Source organism: Flavobacteriales bacterium (assembly GCA_016715895.1).
Lineage (GTDB): Bacteria > Bacteroidota > Bacteroidia > Flavobacteriales_F > PHOS-HE28 > PHOS-HE28.
This window is the reverse complement of the sequence record JADJXH010000004.1, coordinates 175,097-197,764: the sequence shown is the minus strand read 5'-3', so window position 1 is coordinate 197,764 and position 22,668 is coordinate 175,097. Positions and strand designations below refer to the sequence as shown.

Below are 22,668 nucleotides of genomic sequence, written 5' to 3'. Positions count from 1 at the left end.
AGGATGGGATCCACGGACCAACCCGACCTCGACCTGGTGGTCGACATCGGCAACTCGCGGGTGAAGCTGGCGCTGTTCCGCGGCACCCGGGTGCTGCGCTTCACCCGGGTGGAGCGGCTCGACCCGCTGGTGCTGCGCGACTTCCTGGGCGCCGACCGTCCCATGCACATCGCGGTGGCCTCGGTGGGCGTCCCGGTCGCCCCGCTGCTGCCGCTGCTCCACGCGCATGCCCCCGTGGTGGAGCTCACCGGTGGCTCGCCCGCGCCTGTGCCCAACGCCTATGCGAGCCCCGGCACCTTGGGGGTGGACCGCCTGGCCAACGCGGCCGCGTTGCACCACCTGTTCCCCCATCGTCCCGCCCTGGCCATCGACCTGGGCACCTGCATCACCTACGACCTGGTGATCCCCGGCTCCGGCTTCGTGGGGGGGGCCATCAGCCCCGGACCCCGCATGCGCGGCCAGGCCATGCATCGGTACAGCGCGCGCCTCCCCCTGGTGGAGGATCCCGGTCGACCAGCCCTCGTGGGTGCCGACACGCAGGGGGGCCTGGCCTCGGGCATCCACCACGGCGTGCGGTTCGAACTGAGCGGAATGATCGGTGAGTTGCGGCAACAACACCCTGACCTGGCCGTTGTGCTCACCGGCGGCGCTGCGCCCGGCTACGCTGCGGCCCTCAAAAGTGGCATCTTTGCCGACCCGCTCCTGACCCTTCGTGGCCTCCATGTCCTGCTCGCGCATCACCGCCTCCATCCTCGCGGTCCTGGGACTGGCGGGCCCGCGGCCGATGCAGGCGCAGGAAAGCGATGAATCGCCGTACAGTTCCTACGGCTTCGGCGACCTGCTGAACACCAACCAGGTGGTGCAGGCCGCCATGGGCGGGGTGGGCGTGGCCGCCACCGATCCCTACAGCGTCAGTGCCCAGCAGCCCGCCAGTTACGCCCATCTGCTGAAGCCCACCTTCGAGATCGGAGGCCTCGCCCGTTGGGTGCGCCTGCGTTCCGATGAAGGTGAACAGCAGCGCGGCGCCGTGCGGCCCCTGGGCCTCAGCGTCGGGATCCCCTTCGCCAGAGGCAAGGCCGGTCTTGCGGTGGGCCTTTCCCCGTTCACCGATGTGGGCTACCGCATCAGCGACAGTGGCACCCTGCCCGACGGAAGCACCGTGCGCTACACGTACGAGGGTTCCGGAGGCCTGAACAAGGCCTTCGCCGGGGTGGGGGCCACGGTGTGGCAGCAGCGCGACTCCCTGGGCAACGGGCACAAGCTCACCGCCGGGGCGAATTTCATGTACCTCTTCGGTGGCATCGAGCGCACCCGCAAGGCCTACTACCCCGAGGGCGCCAACTACCTCAACACCCAGGCCTTCTCCTCGCTGGTGATGCGGGGGCCCGGGGCCACCATCGGCCTGCAATACCTCGGCGACCTGCGCCGCCGCACCACGCTGGACGAGGAGCCGCTCCGGTACACCGTGGCCCTGAGCGTCGACCCCGGCCTGGCCATCAGCGCGCGCCGCACCGAGCTCGTGAACTCCTTCACGGCCACCACCACGGGGGTGGAGACCTTCCGCGACACCATCGTCTTCTCGGACGGGGCCCGGGGCACCGTGGGCCTTCCCACCGCCTGGGGGCTGGGCGTGGGGCTCGTGAGCCCCACCTGGACCGTGACGGCCGAGGCCCGTCTGCGTGACTGGAGCAGCCTGCGTCTGGACGTGGAGGGCTACAGCCTGCCGGAGGACCTTGGGCCGAGCATCGCGTATGCCGTCGGCGCGGCCTGGACCCCCCTCGGCCTGCGCAACGGCTCCTTCCTGGGCCGCACCACCTACCGCCTTGGCCTGCGCCATGCTCAGGATTACCTCCGCGTGGGCGGCGAGGCCTTGCGCGAGACCGCGGTGAGCGCCGGTCTGTCGCTGCCCCTGATGGGCTCCATGACGCGCTCACGCTTCACCATCGGAGCGGACCTGGGCCAGCGCACCACCCCCGCAGCGGGTCGGATCAGCGAGGGATTCCTCGACCTGTACGTGGGCTTCACCATCACCCCGGACATCCGCGAGGTGTGGTTCCGAAAGCGCCGCATCGAATGACCCCGGGCGCGGGCCGCCCCCTGCCCTGGCTCGTCCTCGGCGCGCTGGCCACCTTGCCCGTGGCCTGCACCAACGACCTGGACCGTGTGGCCGCCGTGGAGGTGGCCGCCGACGCGCCGGACCGCATCACCAGTGATGCCGAGTACCTCTTCACCGACAGCGGTCGCCTGCAGAACCGGTTGCGTGCAGGCCGCATCGCCGAACACCTTGCCAAGGACAGGCGCCGCACCGAGCTGAGCGAGGGCCTGGAGCTGACGTTCTTCGACCGCACCGGCAGGCCCGGCAGCGTCCTCACCGCCCGGCGTGGCGTGATCCTGCCGGCCGAGAAGCGCATGGAGGTCAGCGAGAACGTCGTGTTCACCAACGCCCGCGGCGAACGGCTGGAGACCGAGCACCTGGTGTGGCGCCAGGACAGCGGACGGGTGCACACCGACCGGCCGGTCCGCATCGCCCGCGGCACCGACGTCATCCATGGGGTGGGCCTGGAGGCCAATGAGGACTTCAGCCGCTACACCATCACGCGCATCACCGGCACCTTCGTTGTCGCCACGGGCGATACCTTCGCCACCCAGGCCCCCTGACCCGCCATGCGCAAGGTCCACCGCTTCATGGAGCATTTCTGGCTCGCCGTGGCCATCGGCACCCTGCTGGCCGCCATCTGGGCCATCGCCGTGAACGGCTGGCAGGAGGGTGCGCGCTGGCTGTGGTTCCCCGTGATCGCCGCGGCCATGTGGGGCATGCGCCGCATGGTGCGCGGCAAGCTGGAGGCCATGGACGACCGGGCCCGCAAGGCCTAGGCACTCCCATGGCCACGGCCGACGTCATCCTGCTCATCACCAGCCTGTTGGTGTCCGCTCTCTGTTCGGGGCTGGAGATCGCCTTCGTCACCAGCAACAAGCTCTACATCGAGTTGCAGCGCAAGCAGGGCGCGTGGTGGGCGGTCCTGGTGGCGCCGCTGCTGGACAGGCCGGCACGCGTCATCGGCGCCCTGCTGGTGGGCAACAACATCGCCCTGGTGGTCTTCGGCCTGGTGACCGCCCAGGTCCTGGAGCCCTGGCTGCGCGGCATCCACCCCAACGAGCTCTTCGTGCTGGCGGCCCAGACCGGCCTCAGCACCCTGGTGATCCTCATCCTGGCGGAGTTCCTTCCGAAGGCCGTGTTCCGCATCGACCCCAACAACAGCCTGGCCCTCTTCGCCCTGCCCCTGCGTCTGCTCTATGTGCTGCTCTGGCCCCTCGTGATGCTGCTCACCGGGGTGAGCCAGGGCCTGCTGCGGCTTTTCGGGGTCAGGGGCCAGGCGCGCCGCCCCACCTTCGGGCGGGTGGACCTTGATGCCTTCCTGCGCGAGATGAGCGCCGACGGCCCCCGGCCCGAGCAGATGGACGCCGAGGTGGAGTACTTCCGCAACACCCTGGCCCTGAGCGCCACCAAGGCCCGCGATGTCATGGTGCCGCGCGCCGAGATCGAGGCCATCGAGGTGGAGGAGCCCGTGGGCGTCCTCCACCAGCGCTTCGCCGAGAGCGGCCTCAGCAAGATGCTGGTCTACAAGGACAGCATCGACAACATCATCGGCTACGTGCACAGCTACGAGATGTTCCGCAAGCCACGCACCATCCGCTCGGTGCTGCGGCCGGTGGACTTCATCCCGGGCACCATGCCGGCCGATGAGGTCCTGCAGAAGTTCACCAAGCAGCGCACCCATGTGGCCGTGGTGGTGGATGAGTTCGGGGGCACCGCCGGGCTGCTCACCATCGAGGACGTGGTGGAGACCATCGTGGGCGACATCGAGGACGAGCACGACAGCGGCGAGGGGGTCGAGGAGCGGGTGGGCGAGCACGAGTTCCTGCTGAGCGCCCGCACCGAGGTGGAGCACCTGGTGGAGGCCCACCGACTGGCCCTGCCGGTGAGCGAGGAGTACGACACCCTGGCCGGCCTGCTGCTGCACCACACCGGCTCGCTGCCCGAGCAGGGGCAGGTGATCGACCTGGGGCCCTTCCGCTTCACCGTGGCCCAGATCGCCCACAGCCGCATCGACCTGGTGCGCCTGCTGGTGACCGACCCCGTGAAGGGCTATATCCCCTAAGGGCCAGCCGCCTATATTTGCACCCCTTTCAACAGAGCACCCATGGCAGTCATTGGCAAGATCCGTGAGCGCAGCGGCCTCCTCCTCGTCCTGGTGGGCGGCGCCATGGTGGCCTTCATCCTCACCGACCTCTTCAGCAACCGCGGCAGCAACATCAACGACCAGGCCGTCGGCGCCATCAACGGCGAGGAGATCCCCCTGGTGCAGTTCGAGAAGCGCGTGAGCGATGAACTGGACAGCTACCGGAACGACTTCGGGCAGACCGTGGACGGCCAGATGACCGAGCAGGTGCGCAACAGCGTGTGGCAGGAGGTGGTGCGTGAGCACACCCTGCTGCGCAGCGCCGAGGAGGCCGGCTTCGGCTCCTCCCTCAGCAAGGAGGAGTACGACGACATCCGCTTCGGCAACAACGTCCTGGCCGAGTTCAAGGGCAACCCCAACTTCCAGGGTCCCGATGGCCAGCCCAGCAAGGATGCCCTCCGGAACTACTTCGAGAGCGTGCAGACCAATGCCCCGGTCTACCACGAGATCCAGAAACGCCGGATGATCACCAACCGGCTGATCACGAAGTACAACACCCTGGTGCGCAAGAGCGTCTTCGTCAACGCCGCCCAGGTGAAGGACGACCACATGCAGCGCAACGCCAAGGCCACGTTCAACTTCGTGGCCAAGCGGTACGACAGCGAGCCGGACAGCCTGTACACCGTCAGCGACCAGGAGCTGCGCCGCTATTACGAGGCCCACAAGGACGACAAGCGGTACGCCCAGAAGCCTTCGCGCGCCTTCGACTACGTCACCTTCCCGGTGACGGCCACCGCCGCCGACATCGAGCAGCTGCGCTCCGAGATGGCCGCCCTGAAGCCCGATCTGGAGGCCGCCACCAACGACTCCCTCTTCATCACCGCCAACAGCGAGGACCGGAGCTACACCGTGACCCCGTACAGCCCGGGCACCGCCGATGCGCTCAACGACAGCCTGATCCAGGCCGCGGCCGTGGGCACCGTGGTGGGACCGTTCCGCGAGGGGCAGAACTTCAAGCTGGTGAAGGTGAAGGAACTGGCCAAGGTGGAGGAGGCCCGTGTGCGCCACATCCTGCTCAGCACCCAGAGCGGCAAGCCCGAGGATGAGGTGAAGCAACGCGCCGACAGCGTGCTCGCCGCCGTGAAGCGCAACAAGGGCGTGTTCGAGGACCTGGTGAAGAAGTACAGCGAGGACCCCGGCAGCGTGCCCAACGGCGGCGTCTACGAGTGGTTCGACCGCACCCGCATGGTGCCCGAGTTCACCAAGGCGAGCTTCGATGAGAAGGTCGGTGCGATCACCATCGCCAAGACCACCTACGGCTACCACATCGTGGAGGTGCTGGGTCAGCGTGACCGCGATGAGCGCCGTGTGGTGAGCCTCACCCGCCGCATCAAGCCGTTGCCCGCCACCTACAAGGAGGTGTACAAGACCGCCAACGAGTTCAGCCTCAACCACGCCACGGTCGACAGCATGAAGGCCGCCGCGGAGCAGCGTGGGCTGCAGTTCATGAACGTGGACGAGCTGCGCGCCGATCAGCGTTTCGTACCCGGCCTTCAGGAGCCGTTCAGCCTCATCAGCTGGGTGAACCGCGCAGAGGTCGGCAAGGCCAGCGAGCCCATCGAAGTGGGCGAGAGCTACGTGGTGGCCCTATTGCGCAAGGTGCGTGCCCAGGGCCGCCCCGAACTCGATGACGTGCGTGAGGTCTTCACCCGCGAGGCGGTGAAGGAGAAGAAGGCCGAGGCCTGGATGGCCGGCATGACGGGCAAGACCGACCTCAATGCCCTGGCCGCTGAACTGGGTGGCACCGTACAGAACGCCGCCGACCTGGCCTTCAGCGCCACCAGCATCCCCGGCGGTTTCACCGAGACCGAGGTCATCGGGCACATCTTCGCCATCCCGGCCGGGGAGACCCGCGGCCCCATCAAGGGTGATAATGCGGTGTACGTGGTGAACATGACCGCCCTGACGCCTGCGCCCGAGCTGGCCGACGTGAACGCCGAACGCACCAGCCTGTTGCAGCGCATGCAGGGCCGGGCCGAGGGCAACCTGTTCGGCGCCCTGCGCGAGGCCGCCAACGTGGTGGACGAACGCAGCCGGTTCTACTGAGCGGACCGCTCATCCTCCTTTCGGGCGGGCCTTCCGGGGCCCGCTCCTCGTTTCAGCGCAGCTGGGTGAGGCGTTCGGCATCCAGCCGCACCAGGATGCCCAGCAGGATGGTGAAGCCGAGCAGCGAGCTGCCGCCGTAGCTGAAGAAGGGCAGTGGGATGCCGATCACAGGCGCCAGACCGATGGTCATGCCCACGTTGATCATCAGGTGCAGGAAGAAGACGCAGGCCACGCAGTAGGCGTAGATGCGCGAGAACCGGCTCCGCTGCCGGTCGCTGATCTGGATGCATCGCAGGATGAGCAGCGTGAAGAGCAACACCACCGTCGTGGTCCCCAGGAAGCCCCATTCCTCGCCCACCGTGCAGAAGATGAAGTCGGTGCTCTGCATGGGCACGTACTTGTATTTGGTCAGGGTGCCTTTCAGGTAGCCCTTGCCCGAGAAACCGCCGCTGCCGATCGCCGTCTGGCTCTGCTTCACGTTGTAGCCGAGCCCCTGCGGGTCCTCCATCTGCCCGAGCATCACCAGGATGCGGTCGCGCTGGTGCTGGGCCAGCCCGCTCACCAGGTGGTCCACGCTGCTGATGAAGCCGATGCTGCCCAGCAGGGCGAAGAGGATGAGGCCGTAGAAGCGCTTGCGGTAGCGCCGCACCACCAGGTTCCGCACCGCCCAGAAGGCCAGCAGGGCGAACCCGGCGATCAGGGCCATGAGGAAGTACTGGCCGCCCAGCCGCACCTCGGTGAAGGGCAGGCCGAAGCTGCTCTCCTTGAGGATCAGCGCCAGCACGCTGAGGACCGCGGCCACGATGGCGATCAGCAGGATGTTGCCGGACAAGCCCTCGCGATAGAGCACCAGGATGAAGGCACCGGAGACGAGCGCGGTGCCCGTGTCGGGCTGCAGCATGATCAGGGCGACCGGGGCCAGGATGAGGAGCGTGGCGATGGCGCGCGAACGCAGGTCGGCCAGGGCCTTGAGGCCGCTGAGGTAGCGGGAGAGCGCCAGGCTCGTGGCGAACTTGGCGAACTCGGCGGGCTGGATGCCGAAGCTGCCGACACCGAACCAGGCCTTGGCGCCGTTCACCTCCTTGCCCACGAGCAGCACCAAAGCGAGCAATACGAGCACCACCGCGTAGATGGCCCAGGCGAGGTCGCGGAAGAAGCGGCCCTGGATGAGGAGGATGCCGGCGCCCAGCACCAGGCTGGCCACGATCCACACGCTCTGGCGCCCGTACTCCATGCCCTGGTCGAACAGGCCGGGATGGTCGGGGTGGTAGGCCGCGGAGTAGATGTTGGCCCAGCCGGCGCCCATCAGCACCAGGTACAGGATCACCAGCACCGGGTCCAGATGCGCCGTGATGCGGTCGCGTGTGGTGCTCATCGCCGGCTCCGGGGGGGCTTGGGTTTCTTGCGGAAGAACTTCTCCTGCGCGATCAGGTCGGCCTCCAGCATGCGCTGCTCCAGGTCGGGCCGGCTGATGCTGTCCGTGAGGTACTGCTCCATGAGCAGGCTGGCGATCGGCGCCGCCCAGGTGCCGCCGAAACCACTGTTCTCCACATACACGGCCATCGCGATCCGCGGCTCCTCCATCGGTGCGAAGCACACGAACACCGCGTGGTCCTGCCCGTGCGGGTTCTCCGCCGTGCCCGTCTTGCCGCACACGGTGATGCCGGGGATGCGCGCCTGCCGCGCGGTGCCGCCGGGTTCGTTCACCACGCGCCGCATGCCCTCCTGGATCAGGTCGTACCAGTGCGCATCCACATCGGTCACATGCTTCTCCTGCCACTGCGGCAGCAGGCTGTCCGGCCGGCCCACGGCCCGCACCACATGCGGGTCCCGGTACCAGCCCTTGTTGGCGAAGATGGCCGCCAGGTTGGCCATCTGCATGGGCACCACCAGCACCTCGCCCTGCCCGATGCTCACGCTGTAGATGGTGCTGAAGGCCCAGCGCCCCTTGCCGTAGATGCGGTCGTAGAACTTCGCGTCGGGGATGCTGCCCCCCTTGAGCGCAGGCAGGTCGACCCGGGGACGCTGCCCCAGGCCGAAGGACCGCATGCCCGTGTTCCAATGGTCCAGGTTGATGCTGGCGGCCGTGAAGCGGTCCTTGTGATCACCCTGCTCCATCAGCCGCTTGAACACCATGTAGAAGTACGGGTTGCACGAGTACTGGATCGCGCTCTGGATGGTGCCGGCGTTGGGATGCGCGTGGCAGCCGACCAATGCCTTGTTGCACGGGAAGCCCGTGTTCGGCGTGATGACCGAGTCCTGCAGCGCCAGCAGCGATTGCACGATCTTGTAGATGGAGCCGGGGGGATACTGCGCCTGCAACGCCCGGTCGAAGAGCGGCTTCAGGCTGTCGCGCTGCAGCACGCCATAGTTCGTGTTGCGCACCCGGCCCACGAGCAGCTCGGGGTCGTAGGTGGGGGAGGTCACCAGGCAGAGGATCTCGCCCGTGGCGGGTTCGATGGCCACGATGCTGCCCTTCTTGCCCTTCATGAGGCGCTCCCCATAGGCCTGCATGCGGGCATCGATGCTGGTGTACAGGTGCTTCCCCTCGTGCGCCAGGGTGTCGTACAGGCCCTCGCGGAACGGCCCCTGCACCTTGTTGTGAACGTCCACCACGACGTACTTCACGCCACGCCGGCCGCGGAGCTCCTTCTCGTAGTACTGCTCCAGCCCCCCCACGCCGATCACGTCGCCCGGTTTGTAGTAGGGGTCCTGTTCCACCTTCCGCGCGTCCACCTCGCTCAGGTAGCCGAGCAGGTGCGCCGCGATGCGCCGCGGATAGGTGCGCAGCGTGCGGCTCTGCCCGTAGAAGCCCTGGTACTTCGACAGGTGGGGCGCGATGGCGGCGTACTGGTCCGCGGTGATCTGCTTTTCGAACACCGAGGGTTTGTAGCTGCTGTAACCGCCGGCCTCGGCGATGCGCCGCTTCACCTCATCGACGGGCACGCCCACCAGGGCGGCGAAGGCATTGGTGTCGAAGGCGACGACCTCGCGCGGCACCACCATGATGTCGTACACCGGTGTATTGGCCACCAGGAGCTCGCCGTTCCGGTCCAGGATGAGCCCGCGTGCGGGGTAAACGGTCACCTTGCGCTCACTGATGTTCGCCGCCTCGGCCTTCCACTGGTCGTCCACCACCTGCACCCAGAAAAGACGCAGCAGGAACACCGAGCTGATCAGGACCACCGCGGCGATCAGGACGTATTTGCGCTCCTCGAAGTTCATGCCCGGGCGCGTCGGTCGGTGCGCATCAGGAACTGGGCCAGCAGCACCAGCACCAGGGTGAAGGTCGCGCTGCCCACGGCGCGCAGCAGGGTGCCGCCCGCGCGGTCGAAGCGGTGCAGTTCGAAGAAGAACAGCCACAGGTGGTGCACGAGCACAAGGACCCCCGCGTAGGTGAGCGTCCAGGAGAGGCCCATGTGCTGAACATCGGGGCGCATGCCGTACTCGTATCCCTCGCGTGGGGCGATGAGCCGCTGCCAGATGCCGCGCACGTACATCATCACGAGGCACGCGGTGGTGTGCATGCCCGGTGTGTCGCTCAGCAGGTCCATCAACCCGCCCATGGCGCCTCCGGCCAGCAGCAGGGACCAGGCCGGCAGCTCGAAGGGCAGCATCAGCAGGAACAGCACGTAGAGGTAGGGCACCAGCCAGCCGTTCGCCACGTCGAGGTGGTCCAGCACGATCACCTGCAGGGCGACGAGCACCACGAAGCGCAGCAGGTTGGCGACGATGGTGGCGATCATGGGGCCTGGGTGCGCGCCTCCAGCGTGTCCCGTTCCACGCGGTGCAGGTCCTTCACGATGTACACATGGCCGCCGCGCGTGAGGTCCTCGGTGAGCCGCAGGCGGATCGTATGATAGTTGCTGCTGGGGTCGTTGACCACCTCGGTGACCACGCCCACATCGATCCCCGCCGGGAAGATGCCGTCGCCTCCGCGCGTCACCAACGTATCGCCCACGGCCACCGGGGCGTGCTTGGCGATGTCCACCGCGGAGGCCGTGCGCGGGTCGCCGGTGTCCCAGCTCAGCAGTCCGAAGTGCCCGGTGCGTTTCAGCTGCACGCTCGTGTTCAGGTCCGGGTCGAGCACGCTTGCGGCCACGCAGAAGCGGGGACCCACCTGCCGCACCACGCCCACGATGCCCTGGTCACCGATGACGCCCATGTCGGGCGCCACGCCGGCCAGGCTGCCCTTGTCCAGCGTGAGGCTGTTGCGCTGCTTGTGCGTGGTGCTGTTCACCACCCGCGCGGCCAGGTGGGCGTAGCGCTGTTCGTGCACGGTGTCGTGGAAGGCGATGAACCGCGCGGAGACCGGCGCGTAGTTGCCGCGTCCGCGCGTCATCAGGTCGGCGTTGGCGCGGGCCAGCCGCTCGTTCTCCTCGCGCAGCCCGGCGTAGGTGGTCACGTCCGATCGCCAGGTGTACAGCGTGCCGATCGCGGTGTTGGCCGAGCCGATGGCGCGCGAGCGGTGGTGCTCGTTGCCGTTCAGCGCCCATCCGTAGGCCAGCGCCATCAGCAGCAGGAAGAGCAGCGTGCTGCGGATGCGGAAGAGGAAGCGGAAGAGGTCGCGCATGGTCGAGTGGCGAGTGACGAGCGGCGAGTGGCAGGTGCTGCCCTGATGGCCGGCCGCAGGCCCCGTGGCAGCACCCGCCACTCGCCGCTCGCAGCTCATTACTCCCTCATCAGGAACTGGAACCGGTCGATGTTCTTCAGGGCGATGCCGGTGCCGCGCGCCACGGCCCGCAGCGGGTCCTCGCTCACGTGCACCGGAAGCTTGGTCTTGATGCTGATGCGCTTGTCCAGCCCGCGCAGCAGAGCCCCTCCGCCGGCCATGTAGATGCCCGTCTTGTAGATGTCCGCGCTCAGTTCGGGCGGGGTGGCCTCCAAGGCGCTGAGGATGGCCTCCTCGATCTTGCTGATGCTCTTGTCCAGCGCCTGCGCGATCTCGCTGTAGGTGACGGTAATCTCCTTGGGGATGCCGGTCATCAGGTCGCGGCCACGCACGGCGTAGTCGGGTGGCGGGTTCTCCAGTTCGGTCATCGCAGCGCCCACTTCGATCTTGATCTGTTCGGCGGTGCGCTCGCCCACCAGGATGTTGTGCTGGCGGCGCATGTACTCCTCAATGTCCTGTGTGAACTCGTCACCCGCCACGCGGATGTTCTTGTCGCACACGATGCCGCCCAGGGCGATCACCGCGATCTCCGAGGTGCCGCCCCCGATGTCGATGATCATGTTGCCCATCGGCTCCTCCACGTCGATGCCGATGCCGATGGCGGCGGCCATGGGCTCGTGGATCAGGTACACCTCCTTGGCGCCGGCGTGCTCGGCGCTGTCGCGCACGGCCCGCTTCTCCACCTCGGTGATGCCGCTGGGGATGCAGATCACCATGCGAAGGTTCGGGGTGAACAGCTGCCGGCCCGGCTTGATCATCTTGATCATGCCCTTGATCATCTCCTCGGCCGCCTGGAAATCGGCGATCACCCCGTCGCGCAACGGCCTCACCGTCTTGATGTTCTCGTGCGTCTTGCCGTGCATCTGCTGCGCCTGGCGGCCGATGGCGATCACCCGACCGGTGGTGCGGTCCACCGCCACGATGCTCGGCTCATCCACCACCACCTTGTCGTTGTGGATGATCAGGGTGTTCGCCGTCCCGAGGTCGATCGCGATCTCCTGGGTGAAGAAGTTGAGCAGGCCCATGCGGACGCGTCAGTGTTTGAAGTGTCGGTTGCCGGTGATGCACATGGCCATCCCGCGTTCGTCGCAGGCGTCCACGCTCTCCTGGTCCTTGATGCTGCCGCCCGGCTGCACCACCGCCGTGATGCCGGCCGCACCGGCGATGGTCACACAGTCCGGGAAGGGGAAGAAGGCATCGCTGGCCATCACCGCCCCCTTCAGGTCGAAGTTGAACTTCCCCGCTTTCGCGATGGCCTGTTCCAACGCGTCCACGCGGCTGGTCTGGCCCGTTCCGCTCGCGTGCAGCTGCCGGCCTTTGGCCAGCACGATGGCGTTGCTCTTCGTGTGCTTCACCAGGATGTTGGCGAAGACCAGGTCCTGCAGCTCCGCCTCCGTCGGCGCCCGGCGTGTGGCCGTGCGCATGTCCGCCACGCCGTCGACCACCGCGTCCGGAGCCTGGACGAGCAGGCCGTTCAATGCGCTGCGCCACTTGCGCGCGAGGTGTCCTGACGCCCGTCGTTCGAGGATGATGCGGTTCTTCCTGCGGCGCAGCACCTCCAAGGCCTCAGGGGCATAGTCCGGTGCGCAGATGATCTCGAAGAAGATGGTGTCGATGGCCTCCGCGGTGACCTTGTCGATCGGCGCGGTGGTGATGAGCACGCCGCCGAAGGCGCTCACCGGGTCGCCGGCCAGCGCGGCGTCCCAGGCCTCCTTCACCGTGGGGCGCACCGCGGCACCGCAGGCGTTGTTGTGCTTCAGGATGGCGAAGGGGACGCCCGGCAGCGTGGCCAGATCGTCGATGAGCTCCAGCGCCGCGTCCAGGTCCAGCAGGTTGTTGTAGCTGAGCGCCTTGCCGTGCACCTGCTCGAACAGGCCGTCGAGATCGCCGTGGAAGCTCGCCGGCTGGTGGGGGTTCTCGCCGTACCGGAGCGTGTGGGTGGGTTGACCGGTGAGGGGGGGCATGACCTCCGACCCGCCGGTGAACCATCCATGGATCGCGCTGTCGTAGCGGCTGCTCACGCCAAAGGCCAGCCCTGCCAGCCGCTTTCGCTCCGCCAGCTCCGTGCTCCCGTCCTGTTCACGCAGGATGGCCAGCAGGTCGCCGTACTGGGCCTGCGAAGCGATGATCACCACGTCCGCGTGGTTCTTGGCCCCTGCGCGGATCAGGCTGATGCCGCCGATGTCGATCTTCTCGATGATGGCCTGTTCGCTGCCGCCGGCGGCCACCGTGGCCTCGAAGGGGTAGAGGTCCACGATCACCAGATCGATCGGCGGGATCGCATACTCCTCCAGCTGCGCCACATCGCTCGCGAGGTCGCGCCGCCCCAGGATGCCACCGAACACCTTCGGGTGCAGGGTCTTCACGCGACCGCCCAGGATGCTCGGGTAGCTCGTGAGGTCCTCCACGGGCACCACGGGGATCCCCAGTGAGGCGATGAACTCCTGCGTGCCACCGGTGCTGTACAGCGTGACACCGAGCCGATGCAGTTCGCGGACGATGGGGTCCAGCCCGTCCTTGTGATAGACCGATATCAGTGCGCTTCCGATACGCTTCGTTCCGCTCAACGTGCCCGGTGGTGGAGGATGGGCGCAAGTTTACGCCACGGCCAACGGCGTGTGATGGCCCCTCCGGTCAGGTTGCCCAAAGGTTACGAACAAGGTTGCACACGGTCATCGTGCGCGAAGCCCGAGGCGCTCGCGGACCCGCGCCAGGGTGGCCGCGGCGACCGTACGCGCCTTATCGGCGCCGATGCGCAACTGCCGCTCCATCTCACCGCGGTCGTTCATCAGCTGGTCGAAGGTGACCCGCTCGGCGCGGAACCCGTCCAGCAGCGCGGCGAGCAGCTCCTTCTTCGCGTGGCCGTAGCCATAGCCGCCCGCGCGGAACTTCGCGGCCATGTCGGCCACCGCGTCCGATGGGGCGACCAGCTTGAACAGCCGGTACACGGTGTTGGCCTCGGGATCCTTCGGGGCTTCCAGCGGTGCGCTGTCGGTCACGATGCCCATCACCTCCTGCTTGAGCTCCTTTTCGGGGGCGAAGAGGCGGATGAGGTTGCCCCGGCTCTTGCTCATCTTCTCCCCGTCCGTGCCCGGCACGATCATCACGGCCTCGTCGGTGCGGGCCTCGGGCAGCACGAAGGTGTCGCCCATCTGGTGGTTGAAGCGCTCGGCCACGTCCCGCGTGAACTCCAGGTGCTGCTTCTGGTCCTTGCCGACCGGCACCACCTCCGCGTCGTACAGCAGGATGTCCGCCGCCATCAGCATCGGGTAGGTGAAGAGCCCGCCGTTCACGTCCTCCAGGCGATCGGCCTTGTCCTTGAAGCTGTGCGCCAACGCCAGGCGCGAGTAAGGGAAGAAGCAGCTCAGGTACCAGGCCAGTTCGGTGACCTCGGGCACATCGCTCTGCCGGTAGAACACCGAACGCGAGGGGTCGAGCCCGCAGGCCAGCCAGGCGGCCGCCACCCGGTCGGTGTTCTCGCGCATGGCCTCCGGGTCCTTCACCTGGGTGAGGGCGTGCAGGTCGGCGATGAACAGGAACGATCCCCCGGCGCCGCTGTTCGCCAGGGAGACCGCCGGCCGGATGGCCCCAAGGACGTTGCCGAGGTGCGGGGTGCCGGTGCTCTGAATGCCGGTGAGGACGCGGGTCATGGGAAGGGTCGCGAAGATAGCCGGTTAGCTTTGCGGGCTTTCCACCGGCCATGTCTGCGCATCCTCACCACGACCGTCCGGCCATCCGCACGGGCGAGGAGCGCAGGAGCCCCGTGCTCAAATGGCTCTTCGCCCCGCTGCGTCTGGCCTACAAGCTCTGGTTCGGGATCGTGTTCTGGCTCAGCCTTCTGGTGCTCTACATCCCCTTCAAGCTGACGCTGCATCGCCCGAGCCGCTACCGCGCCGCCTTCCGGTTGAAGCGCGTCTGGGGGGCCTTCCTCCATTGGGCCGGGCTCTTCCCGCAGAAGGTCACCTGGCGTGGGCGCCTCCCCGATCCGCCCTACGTGGTGGTGAGCAACCACAGCAGCTACATCGACATCGTGCAGATGTTCAACCTGGTGCCGCACTACTTCCTGATGATGGGCAAGTACGAGCTGCAGCGCTGGCCCCTGTTCCGCATCTTCTTCAAGGACATGGACATCGCCGTCAACCGCGGCAGCCACATCGAGGCGGCGAAGGCCTTCCGCCGTGCCGCCAAGGCGTTGGACAGCGGCGCCTGCGTGGTGCTCTTTCCCGAGGGGACCATCCCGCATACCGTGCCCCGCATGAAACCGTTCAAGGATGGGGCCTTCCGGCTGGCCATCGAGAAGCAGGTGCCGGTGGTGCCGGTCACCTTCCTCAATCACTGGCGTCTCTTCGGCGATCCGGAGGACCTGCTGAGCCGCGGTCATCCCGGCATCAGCCGGGCCGTGGTGCACCCCGCCGTGCACACCACCGGCCTGCAGGAGAGCGATGTGGTAGCTTTGCGGCACCGCGTGTTCGACCTCATCGAAGCACCTCTGTTGGAGCATGAAGCTGGATGACGCCACCCTGGACCGCATCGCCGAACTGGCACGGCTCGACTTCAGCGACCCCGCCCGGCGTGCGGCGATCCTGAAGGATATGGAGCGCGTGCTATCCTTCGTGGAACAGCTCAACCAGGTGGACACCCGCGGTGTGGAGCCCCTCGTGTTCATGACCGAGGAGGAGAACGTGCTGCGGGAGGACGTGGCCCTGCCGGGCGTCAGCAAGAAGGACGCGCTGCGCAACGCCCCGGTGAAGGACAGCGACTACTTCAAGGTGCCCCGCGTGGTGGACAAGGGGTGAGCGGTCACCGCCGCGCCCCAACGCTCGCGACCACCGGGGTGGCCACCTCCTCCTGCTCATCCGGAGCGGGGAACACGGTGTCCGTATCCCACCGCGCCCGGGGCCGCCGCGCCAGGTCCTTCGCCCCGAACAGGATGGGCAGCGCGGCGCAGAACGCCATGAACACCCAGCTGTAGGCCACGATGTAGCTCTGGTCGTTGGTGACCGCGAAGAGCACCGGGGTGACGAAGAAGGCCGTGTTGCTGATGATCTGCATCACCAGCAGCACCAACCCGCTGCGGGTCATGTTGTAGGCCCAGGTGAGCATGATGCCCAAGCCCAGCATGCAGCCCATGAACACCGGCACCGGGTAGCCCGGTGGAACGCCTTCGTTGATGATCAGCATGGGCATGTACCACATGCCCCAGCAGAAGCCGATGATCAGGGCCGAGGTGAGCGCGTTGTAGCGCATCTGCAAGCGGGTGACCCCGAACTTCATCCAGGAGGTCTCCTCCATCAGCGCGATGTAGATGATGGCCGGCAGGTTGATCGCCCAGCCCTCCCAGAACCGGTCCACGTACAGGCCCGGGAAGGTCCCGTTGATCAGGAACACGAACCCGATGGCCAGGTAGGCATTGATGAACTTCCAGCTGAAGGCGAGCGCGTACCAGGGTGCGGGCACCTTCCACCGCGAGTAGGCCGCGAACAGTTTCCCCACGCCCTTGCCCCCCTCCAGGTAGTACGTCACCGCCAGGCAGACCAGAAGCGGCCCCAGCAACCGCAGCCGGAATACCATGTGGGCCGTGGCATCCTCCGTGACATGAAGGCCCTCGGGCGTGATCCGCATCACGATGCCGATCAGGCCCCATTGCAGGATCCATGTGAACACCACGAAGGTGAGCACCGGATTTTTGGTGATGAAGGCACGCATGGGTTCGACGAAGGAAGTGCGAATATAGACGAAAGAAAATAGTTGTCAACATGTGTTGATAACCTGGGTGGATGATTTAATGCTTTCATAACCAAGAGATTGCATGGGCCTTGGCGCGCGTTCCCGGCTAGCAGCCCGGCCAGTACCTTCGCCGCCCACCACATCCGGCACCCATGTACGGCCCCCTCCAGCACCACCTGCAGCGCGAACTGAAGGTCATCGACGAGGCCGGCCTGTTCAAACGCGAGCGCATCATCACCAGTGAACAGGGCGCGGAGATCACGGTGAACGGCCGGCAGGTCCTGAACTTCTGCGCGAACAACTATCTGGGCCTCAGCTCCCACCCCGAGGTGGTGAAGGCCGCCCACGTCACCCTCGACACGCACGGCTACGGCATGAGCAGCGTGCGCTTCATCTGCGGCACCCAGGACATCCACAAGGAACTGGAGCGGAAGCTGGCGGAGTTCCACGGCACGGAAGACACCATCCTTTACGCCGCCTGCTTCGACGCCAACGGCGGGGTGTTCGAGCCGCTGCTGGGCGAGGAGGACGCCATCATCAGCGATGCGCTCAACCACGCCAGCATCATCGACGGGGTGCGGCTGTGCAAGGCCAGGCGCTACCGCTATGCCAACAACGACATGGCCGACCTGGAGCAGCAGCTCAAGGCGGCCCGCGCCGATGGGTGCCGGCACATCATGGTGGTCACCGACGGCGTGTTCAGCATGGACGGGATCGTGGCCGACCTGAAGGGCATCTGCGACCTGGCCGACCGGTACGAGGCGCTGGTGATGGTGGACGAGTGCCATGCCGCCGGCTTCATCGGGAGGACCGGACGGGGCAGCGTGGAGCACTGTGGCGTGATGGGTCGCGTGGACATCATCACCGGCACCCTGGGCAAGGCCCTTGGCGGCGCCATGGGTGGATACACCACCGGTCGCAGGGAGATCATCGAGATGCTGCGGCAGCGCAGCCGGCCCTACCTCTTCAGCAACTCCCTGGCCCCGGCCATCGTGGGCGCCAGCATCGCCGTGATCGACCTGCTGAGCCGCACCACCGAGCTGCGCGACCAGCTGGAGCGGAACGTGGACCGTTTCCGCACCGGCATCGAGGCGCTGGGCTTCACGACCCGGGGGGCCGGAGCGGCCATCGTGCCGGTGATGCTCGGCGATGCCAAGCTGAGCCAGGTGATGGCCGACCGGTTGCTGGACGAAGGCATCTACGTCATCGGGTTCTTCTACCCCGTGGTGCCCAAGGACACGGCCCGCATCCGGGTGCAGCTGAGCGCGGCCCACACCGACGCCCACATCGACAGGGCCCTGGCCGCCTTCGCCAAGGTGGGCCGCGAGATGGGCATCATCGCCTGAGCGCCGCTGGGATTTCCCTTTTGCGGGCGATCCGCTTAACTTCCCCGACCCTTGTGCGGGGGAGACGCGGCGTCAACACATCCCGGATCCATGGTCAAGCTCATTACGCGCAACAAGTTCCTGATCGCCGGCGTCCTCCTCGGGGGCGTCGTCTTCACCTCGGCCTTCCAGGCCTACGAGCTGCCCAACGTGGGCTCGGCCGTGCCGGCGGACCAGTTCGTCAACTTCGAGAGCGCCCATGTGCACCCGCTCGACCTGACGCCCGACGGCACCAAGCTGCTGGCCGTGAACACGGCCAACAACGCCCTGGAGGTGTTCCAGGTGACGCCCAACAACCTGCTGCTGCAGGCCAGCATCCCGGTGGGCCTCGACCCGGTGACCGTGCGGGTGCGGAGCAACACCGAGGCCTGGGTGGTGAACCAGGTGAGCGACGAGGTGAGCATCGTGGACCTCACCCAGAACATCGTGGTGCGCAGCCTGCTCACCGAGGATGAACCCGCCGACGTGGTCTTCGCCGGGGGCGTGCCCGCCACCAAGGCCTTCGTCTCCTGCGCCGGCCGCGAGAGCGTGCAGGTGTTCAACCTCGCCGACCTCAGCGCGGCGCCCACCGAGGTGCTGCTGAAGGGCGAGCAGCCCCGTGCCCTGGCCGTGAGCCCCAACGGCAACACCGTGTACTGCGCCTTCTTCGAGAGCGGCAACGCCACCACCGTCCTCAACGGCAACACCTTCTTCAACTTCCAGCACGGGACCAACCGCTTCGGCATCTGCTCCCCGCAGGGTGGCTGCACGGTGATCCCGAACGATGCCACCAACCCCGCAGGCCCTTACGGAGGCGCGGTGCCCATCCCCAATGCCGGCACGGGCTTCAACCCGCCGATGAACCCGGCCAACCCCACCAACCTCATCAACACGCACAGCATCATCGTGCGCAAGAACGCCGCCGGCCAATGGCTGGACGATAACGGCGGCAACTGGACCAACATGGTGAGCGGCAATGCGGCCGGCAAGGCCCGCATCACGGGCTGGGACATGCCCGACCGGGATGTGGCCGTGATCGATGCCAACGCCCCCAGCACCGGGAGCGTGCAGTACCAGACCCGCTTGGGCAACATCCTGATGGCGATGGCGGTGAACCCCAGCAACGGCCAGGTGAGCGTGGTGGGCACCGATGCCACCAACGAGGTGCGCTTCGAGCCCATCCTCAACGGCAAGTTCCTCCGGGTGAACATCAGCCGGTTCTCCAGCGTGGGCGGGGCCAACACCATCACCGACCTCAACCCCCACCTCACCTACACCACGCCCAGCGTGGCCCCGGCCCTGCGCAAACAGTCCCTCGGCGACCCGCGCGGCATCGCGTTCACCGCGGACGGCACCAAGGCCTACGTCACCGGCATGGGCTCCAACAACGTGGTGGTGATCAACAGCGACGGCACGCGCAACCTGGCCGATCCCATCCCGGTGGGTGAGGGTCCGACGGGCATCAAGCTGAACGCCGGCAACACCCGCGCCTACGTGCTCAACAAGTTCGAGGGCACGGTGAGCACCGTGGACCTCGCCACCAACAAGGAGGTGGCCCGGGCCAACTTCTTCGACCCCACGCCGATGGTGATCAAGGCCGGGCGGAAGCACCTGTACAACACGCACGAAGGATCCGGCACCGGCCACATCGCCTGCGGCAGCTGCCACGTGGATGGCCGCTGGGACCGCCTGGGCTGGGACCTGGGCGACCCGAGCCTGCCCATGGACACCGTGGACGGCAAGGTGCTGCACCCCATGAAGGGCGTGAAGACCACGCAATTCCTCATCGACATCATCGGGCGCGGCCGCGGCAACCTGCACTGGCGGGGCGACAAGCGGAACTTCGGCGAGTTCGCCGGCGCCTTCCAGCACCTGCAAGGCATGGACGCCCCGAAGTCCGAAGGCGAGATGCAGGAGTTCGCCGACTTCCTGGCCGCCACCTGGTACGTGCCCAATCCCTTCCGCACCCTGCGGCCCGAGAGCGAGAGCAGCACCCTCCGCATCAACCCCAACCGCGTGCGGGGCACCGGCACCACCTTCCAGACCGTTCCACCGGCCGTGAACCTGTTCGTGAGCGTGCAGGCGAACTGCTCGCACTGCCACAACGCCCAGACCGGCCGCGGTGAACTGCCCGGCAACGGCAACGTGCAGGGCACGGGTGCGGGGACCCTGGTCGACTTCGGCCCCAACCGGAACATGGCCGCGGACCTGCGCAGCACCTACCGCAAGAACGGATTCTTCTACAACACCACCGAGTGCACCAGCGGCTTCGGCATGATGAGCGAGGGGGTGATGGAGACCTGGTTCAACGGCGGCGGGGTGGGCAACTACCTGGGTGATTATGAGCCCGAACTGCTCTCCTGGTCCGGTGGGATCACCTTTGCCAACAGCCCGCAGAGCTTCAACTTCCCCTTGTCGAGCAATGTGGTGAACGACGCGATGCCGGCCGTGGGCTTCCGGGAGACCTTGAACGGCAGCACCATCGGCAGCACCACGCGACTGACGACCATGAAGAACCTGGCGAACGACCGACCCACCGAGTACGGGATGATCGTGAAGGGCCGCTACGGCGGCGTGATGCGCGGCTTCTACTACCTGGGCGGGGAGAACTACCAGAGCGACATCGCCGGGCAGACGGTGACCCACGCCCAGCTGGTGTCCTCCGCGCAGGGCTCGGGTGGTCCGCTGAGCTGGACGCTGGTGCAACCCACCACCCGCATCCGCATGGGGGTGGACGCCGATGCCGATGGCATCCTCGACCAGGACGATACCCATGCCCGGGTGAACCTGCGCATGTTCCTCGACGGTCCCTACCAGACCGGTGGCATGAAGGCGGACCTGGGCCCGGCCGGCCTGCTGCCCGCCACGGATCCCTATGGCCTCAACACCCAGGCCGCGCCCGACGTGCTGGCCCGCCAGGGCATTACCGCCCCGGTGGACTGGGCCCTGGTGGAGCTGCGCAACAACGCCAACCCCACGCAGGTGGTGGCCACACGCGCGGTGCTGGTGCAGCGCTCCGGTGATGTGATGATGCCCGGTGGCGAGCAGACCATCACCTTCCCCACCGTGGCGGCCGGCGACTACCACGTGGTGGTGCGCCACCGCAACCATCTGGGGGCGATGACCTTCCAACCGGTGCTGCTGCGTGACTGGAACACGATGATCGACCTCACCAGCCCGTCGACGCCCACCTATGGCACCGATGCCCGCCGCAACCGCAACGGCGTGATGGTGCTGTGGGCGGGGGACGTCACCGGGGAGGGCACCATCAAGTATGCCGGCAGCACCAACGACCGCGACCCGATCCTGGTGGGGGTGGGCGGTACGGTGCCTACGGCCACGGCCCCCGGTTACCTGGACGAGGACGTGAACCTGGACGGGGTGGTGAAGTACACCGGCAGCAACAACGACCGGGACCCCATTCTGCAGTCGGTGGGCGGCACCCTGCCCACGGCGGTCAAGGTGCAGCAGCTGCCGTAGATCGTATAAGGTACTGATCAACAAGGAGATAATGGGACGGGCGGCCTTTCGGGCCGCCCGTCCTTCCTTGGGTCGGTCGGGGTCGGTGGACGGTGCGGTGGGGAACTTGTGAACGGTGGCGTTTGTGCGATCACGGAAAGGATCTAACTTCGCGGCCCCTTCCGAGGGGAGGTGTATCCGACCCGCACGCCCATGGCATCGACAACGCATACGACGAGCATGGCCAACAAGGCCACCGTCATCAAGGAATGGCTCCTGGTGGACGCCGAGAACGAAACGCTGGGCCGCCTGGCGAGCATGGTGGCCATGCTGGTGCGCGGCAAGCACAAGCCGACCTTCACTTCGCATGTGGACACCGGTGACCACGTGGTGGTGATCAACGCCGACAAGGTGCGCCTCACGGGCACCAAGATGGACGACAAGGAGTACCAGCGCTTCAGCGGTTACCCCGGCGGTCGCACCGTGGAGGTGGCGCACAAGCTGCACCGCCGCAAGCCCACGGCCCTGGTGGAGATCGCCGTGCGCGGCATGCTCCCCAAGACCCGCCTGGGCCGCGCCCAGTTCAACAACCTGCACGTGGTGGCCGGCACCGAGCACAAGCACGGCGCGCAGAACCCCCGCAAGATCGACCTGAACAGCATCAAGTAAGATGGAGCCCATCAACACCATCGGCCGCCGCAAGACCTCCGTGGCCCGCGTGATCCTCACCGAGGGCAGCGGCGCGGTCACCATCAACGGCGTGGAAGCCAAGGAGTACTTCCCCCTGCTGGCCCAGCAGTTCAAGATGAACCAGCCCTTCAAGCTCACGGGCACCGAGGGCAAGTACGACGTGCAGGCCCGCGTGGACGGCGGTGGCATCACCGGTCAGGCCGACGCCCTGCGCCTGGGCATCGCCCGTGCGCTGGTGGAGGTGGACGCCGAGAACAAACCCAAGCTCAAGGCCGAGAACCTCATGACCCGCGACCCCCGTGCCGTGGAGCGCAAGAAGTTCGGCCGCAAGAAGGCGCGCAAGCGCTACCAGTTCAGCAAGCGTTAAGCCCGCGCTTGCGAGACCCGCACGGGCCCTGGCACCGGCGGGTTCAGCATCCAATCCGGACGGACTCGGTCCCGCCTAGCGGGAAAGGCTACCACCCGGATG

At 67.1% G+C, this 22,668-nt stretch carries 20 protein-coding genes; 12 read left to right on the top strand and 8 right to left on the bottom strand.

The features are described from left to right. The first annotated feature begins 3 nt into the window (after positions 1–3). The 6 genes from IPM49_09475 to IPM49_09450 are packed head-to-tail and all read left to right on the top strand — an operon-like array spanning position 4 to position 6,287. Positions 4–807 (top strand): type III pantothenate kinase, encoded by an 804-nt coding sequence (locus IPM49_09475; protein ID MBK9274756.1) that lies wholly within the window; start codon positions 4–6, stop codon positions 805–807. Continuing rightward, on the top strand, positions 722–2,077 hold the full coding sequence (locus IPM49_09470; GenBank protein MBK9274755.1) for a hypothetical protein: 1,356 nt from the start codon (positions 722–724) through the stop codon (positions 2,075–2,077). Before IPM49_09475 ends, IPM49_09470 begins: the two co-directional genes overlap by 86 nt. After that, complete coding sequence (gene lptC / locus IPM49_09465) at positions 2,074–2,658, top strand: LPS export ABC transporter periplasmic protein LptC (GenBank protein ID MBK9274754.1); 585 nt, start codon at positions 2,074–2,076, stop codon at positions 2,656–2,658. Before IPM49_09470 ends, lptC begins: the two co-directional genes overlap by 4 nt. A 6-nt stretch (positions 2,659–2,664) precedes the next feature. Beyond that, positions 2,665–2,874, top strand: a complete 210-nt coding sequence (locus IPM49_09460; protein MBK9274753.1) for a hypothetical protein — start codon at positions 2,665–2,667, stop codon at positions 2,872–2,874. A gap of 8 nt (positions 2,875–2,882) precedes the next feature. Beyond that, a complete protein-coding gene (locus tag IPM49_09455; protein MBK9274752.1) occupies positions 2,883–4,160 on the top strand; it encodes an HlyC/CorC family transporter in 1,278 nt (425 codons plus the stop codon). 42 nt (positions 4,161–4,202) lie between these two features. Further along, on the top strand, positions 4,203–6,287 hold the full coding sequence (locus tag IPM49_09450) for a peptidylprolyl isomerase (protein ID MBK9274751.1): 2,085 nt from the start codon (positions 4,203–4,205) through the stop codon (positions 6,285–6,287). Between the two features lie 52 nt (positions 6,288–6,339). Here the strand turns inward: IPM49_09450 and rodA are convergent, their stop codons facing one another. The 7 genes from rodA to trpS all read right to left on the bottom strand — a co-directional run bounded on the left by rodA (position 6,340) and on the right by trpS (position 14,609). Then, positions 6,340–7,662, bottom strand: coding sequence for a rod shape-determining protein RodA (rodA, locus tag IPM49_09445; protein ID MBK9274750.1), 1,323 nt, complete (start codon positions 7,660–7,662; stop codon positions 6,340–6,342). Continuing rightward, complete coding sequence (mrdA, locus tag IPM49_09440; GenBank protein ID MBK9274749.1) at positions 7,659–9,512, bottom strand: penicillin-binding protein 2; 1,854 nt, start codon at positions 9,510–9,512, stop codon at positions 7,659–7,661. Before mrdA ends, rodA begins: the two co-directional genes overlap by 4 nt. After that, positions 9,509–10,033, bottom strand: coding sequence for a rod shape-determining protein MreD (mreD, locus tag IPM49_09435; GenBank protein ID MBK9274748.1), 525 nt, complete (start codon positions 10,031–10,033; stop codon positions 9,509–9,511). Before mreD ends, mrdA begins: the two co-directional genes overlap by 4 nt. Next, a complete protein-coding gene (locus IPM49_09430; protein MBK9274747.1) occupies positions 10,030–10,860 on the bottom strand; it encodes a rod shape-determining protein MreC in 831 nt (276 codons plus the stop codon). The genes mreD and IPM49_09430 overlap by 4 nt, the downstream gene beginning before the upstream one ends. A gap of 98 nt (positions 10,861–10,958) precedes the next feature. Next, a complete protein-coding gene (locus IPM49_09425; GenBank protein MBK9274746.1) occupies positions 10,959–11,984 on the bottom strand; it encodes a rod shape-determining protein in 1,026 nt (341 codons plus the stop codon). A 9-nt stretch (positions 11,985–11,993) separates the two neighbouring features. After that, entirely contained in the window at positions 11,994–13,526 is a 1,533-nt protein-coding gene (gene purH, locus IPM49_09420; protein MBK9274745.1) for a bifunctional phosphoribosylaminoimidazolecarboxamide formyltransferase/IMP cyclohydrolase, read from the bottom strand. A gap of 105 nt (positions 13,527–13,631) precedes the next feature. After that, complete coding sequence (trpS, locus tag IPM49_09415) at positions 13,632–14,609, bottom strand: tryptophan--tRNA ligase (GenBank protein ID MBK9274744.1); 978 nt, start codon at positions 14,607–14,609, stop codon at positions 13,632–13,634. 50 nt (positions 14,610–14,659) lie between these two features. Here trpS and IPM49_09410 point away from each other — a divergent pair, with 50 nt between their 5' ends. Next, positions 14,660–15,472, top strand: a complete 813-nt coding sequence (locus IPM49_09410; protein MBK9274743.1) for a 1-acyl-sn-glycerol-3-phosphate acyltransferase — start codon at positions 14,660–14,662, stop codon at positions 15,470–15,472. Beyond that, positions 15,459–15,755 carry an Asp-tRNA(Asn)/Glu-tRNA(Gln) amidotransferase subunit GatC gene (gatC, locus tag IPM49_09405; GenBank protein MBK9274742.1) on the top strand — a complete coding sequence of 99 codons (297 nt, stop codon included), beginning with the start codon at positions 15,459–15,461 and terminating at the stop codon, positions 15,753–15,755. Before IPM49_09410 ends, gatC begins: the two co-directional genes overlap by 14 nt. Positions 15,756–15,759: 4 nt before the next feature. Here the strand turns inward: gatC and IPM49_09400 are convergent, their stop codons facing one another. Continuing rightward, the gene (locus IPM49_09400; GenBank protein ID MBK9274741.1) at positions 15,760–16,665 is read right to left on the bottom strand and encodes a hypothetical protein; all 906 of its coding nucleotides are present in this window, start codon (positions 16,663–16,665) and stop codon (positions 15,760–15,762) included. A 173-nt stretch (positions 16,666–16,838) separates the two neighbouring features. Here IPM49_09400 and kbl point away from each other — a divergent pair, with 173 nt between their 5' ends. The 4 genes from kbl (at position 16,839) to rpsI (ending at position 22,566) form a co-directional block, all read left to right on the top strand. Next, positions 16,839–18,032: a glycine C-acetyltransferase gene (kbl, locus tag IPM49_09395; protein MBK9274740.1), complete on the top strand. Its 1,194-nt coding sequence runs from the start codon at positions 16,839–16,841 to the stop codon at positions 18,030–18,032. A gap of 90 nt (positions 18,033–18,122) precedes the next feature. Next, entirely contained in the window at positions 18,123–21,530 is a 3,408-nt protein-coding gene (locus IPM49_09390) for a beta-propeller fold lactonase family protein (protein MBK9274739.1), read from the top strand. A gap of 192 nt (positions 21,531–21,722) precedes the next feature. Further along, a complete protein-coding gene (rplM, locus tag IPM49_09385; protein ID MBK9274738.1) occupies positions 21,723–22,178 on the top strand; it encodes a 50S ribosomal protein L13 in 456 nt (151 codons plus the stop codon). A gap of 1 nt (position 22,179) precedes the next feature. Next, on the top strand, positions 22,180–22,566 hold the full coding sequence (gene rpsI, locus IPM49_09380) for a 30S ribosomal protein S9 (GenBank protein MBK9274737.1): 387 nt from the start codon (positions 22,180–22,182) through the stop codon (positions 22,564–22,566). The last annotated feature ends 102 nt before the right edge of the window (positions 22,567–22,668 follow it).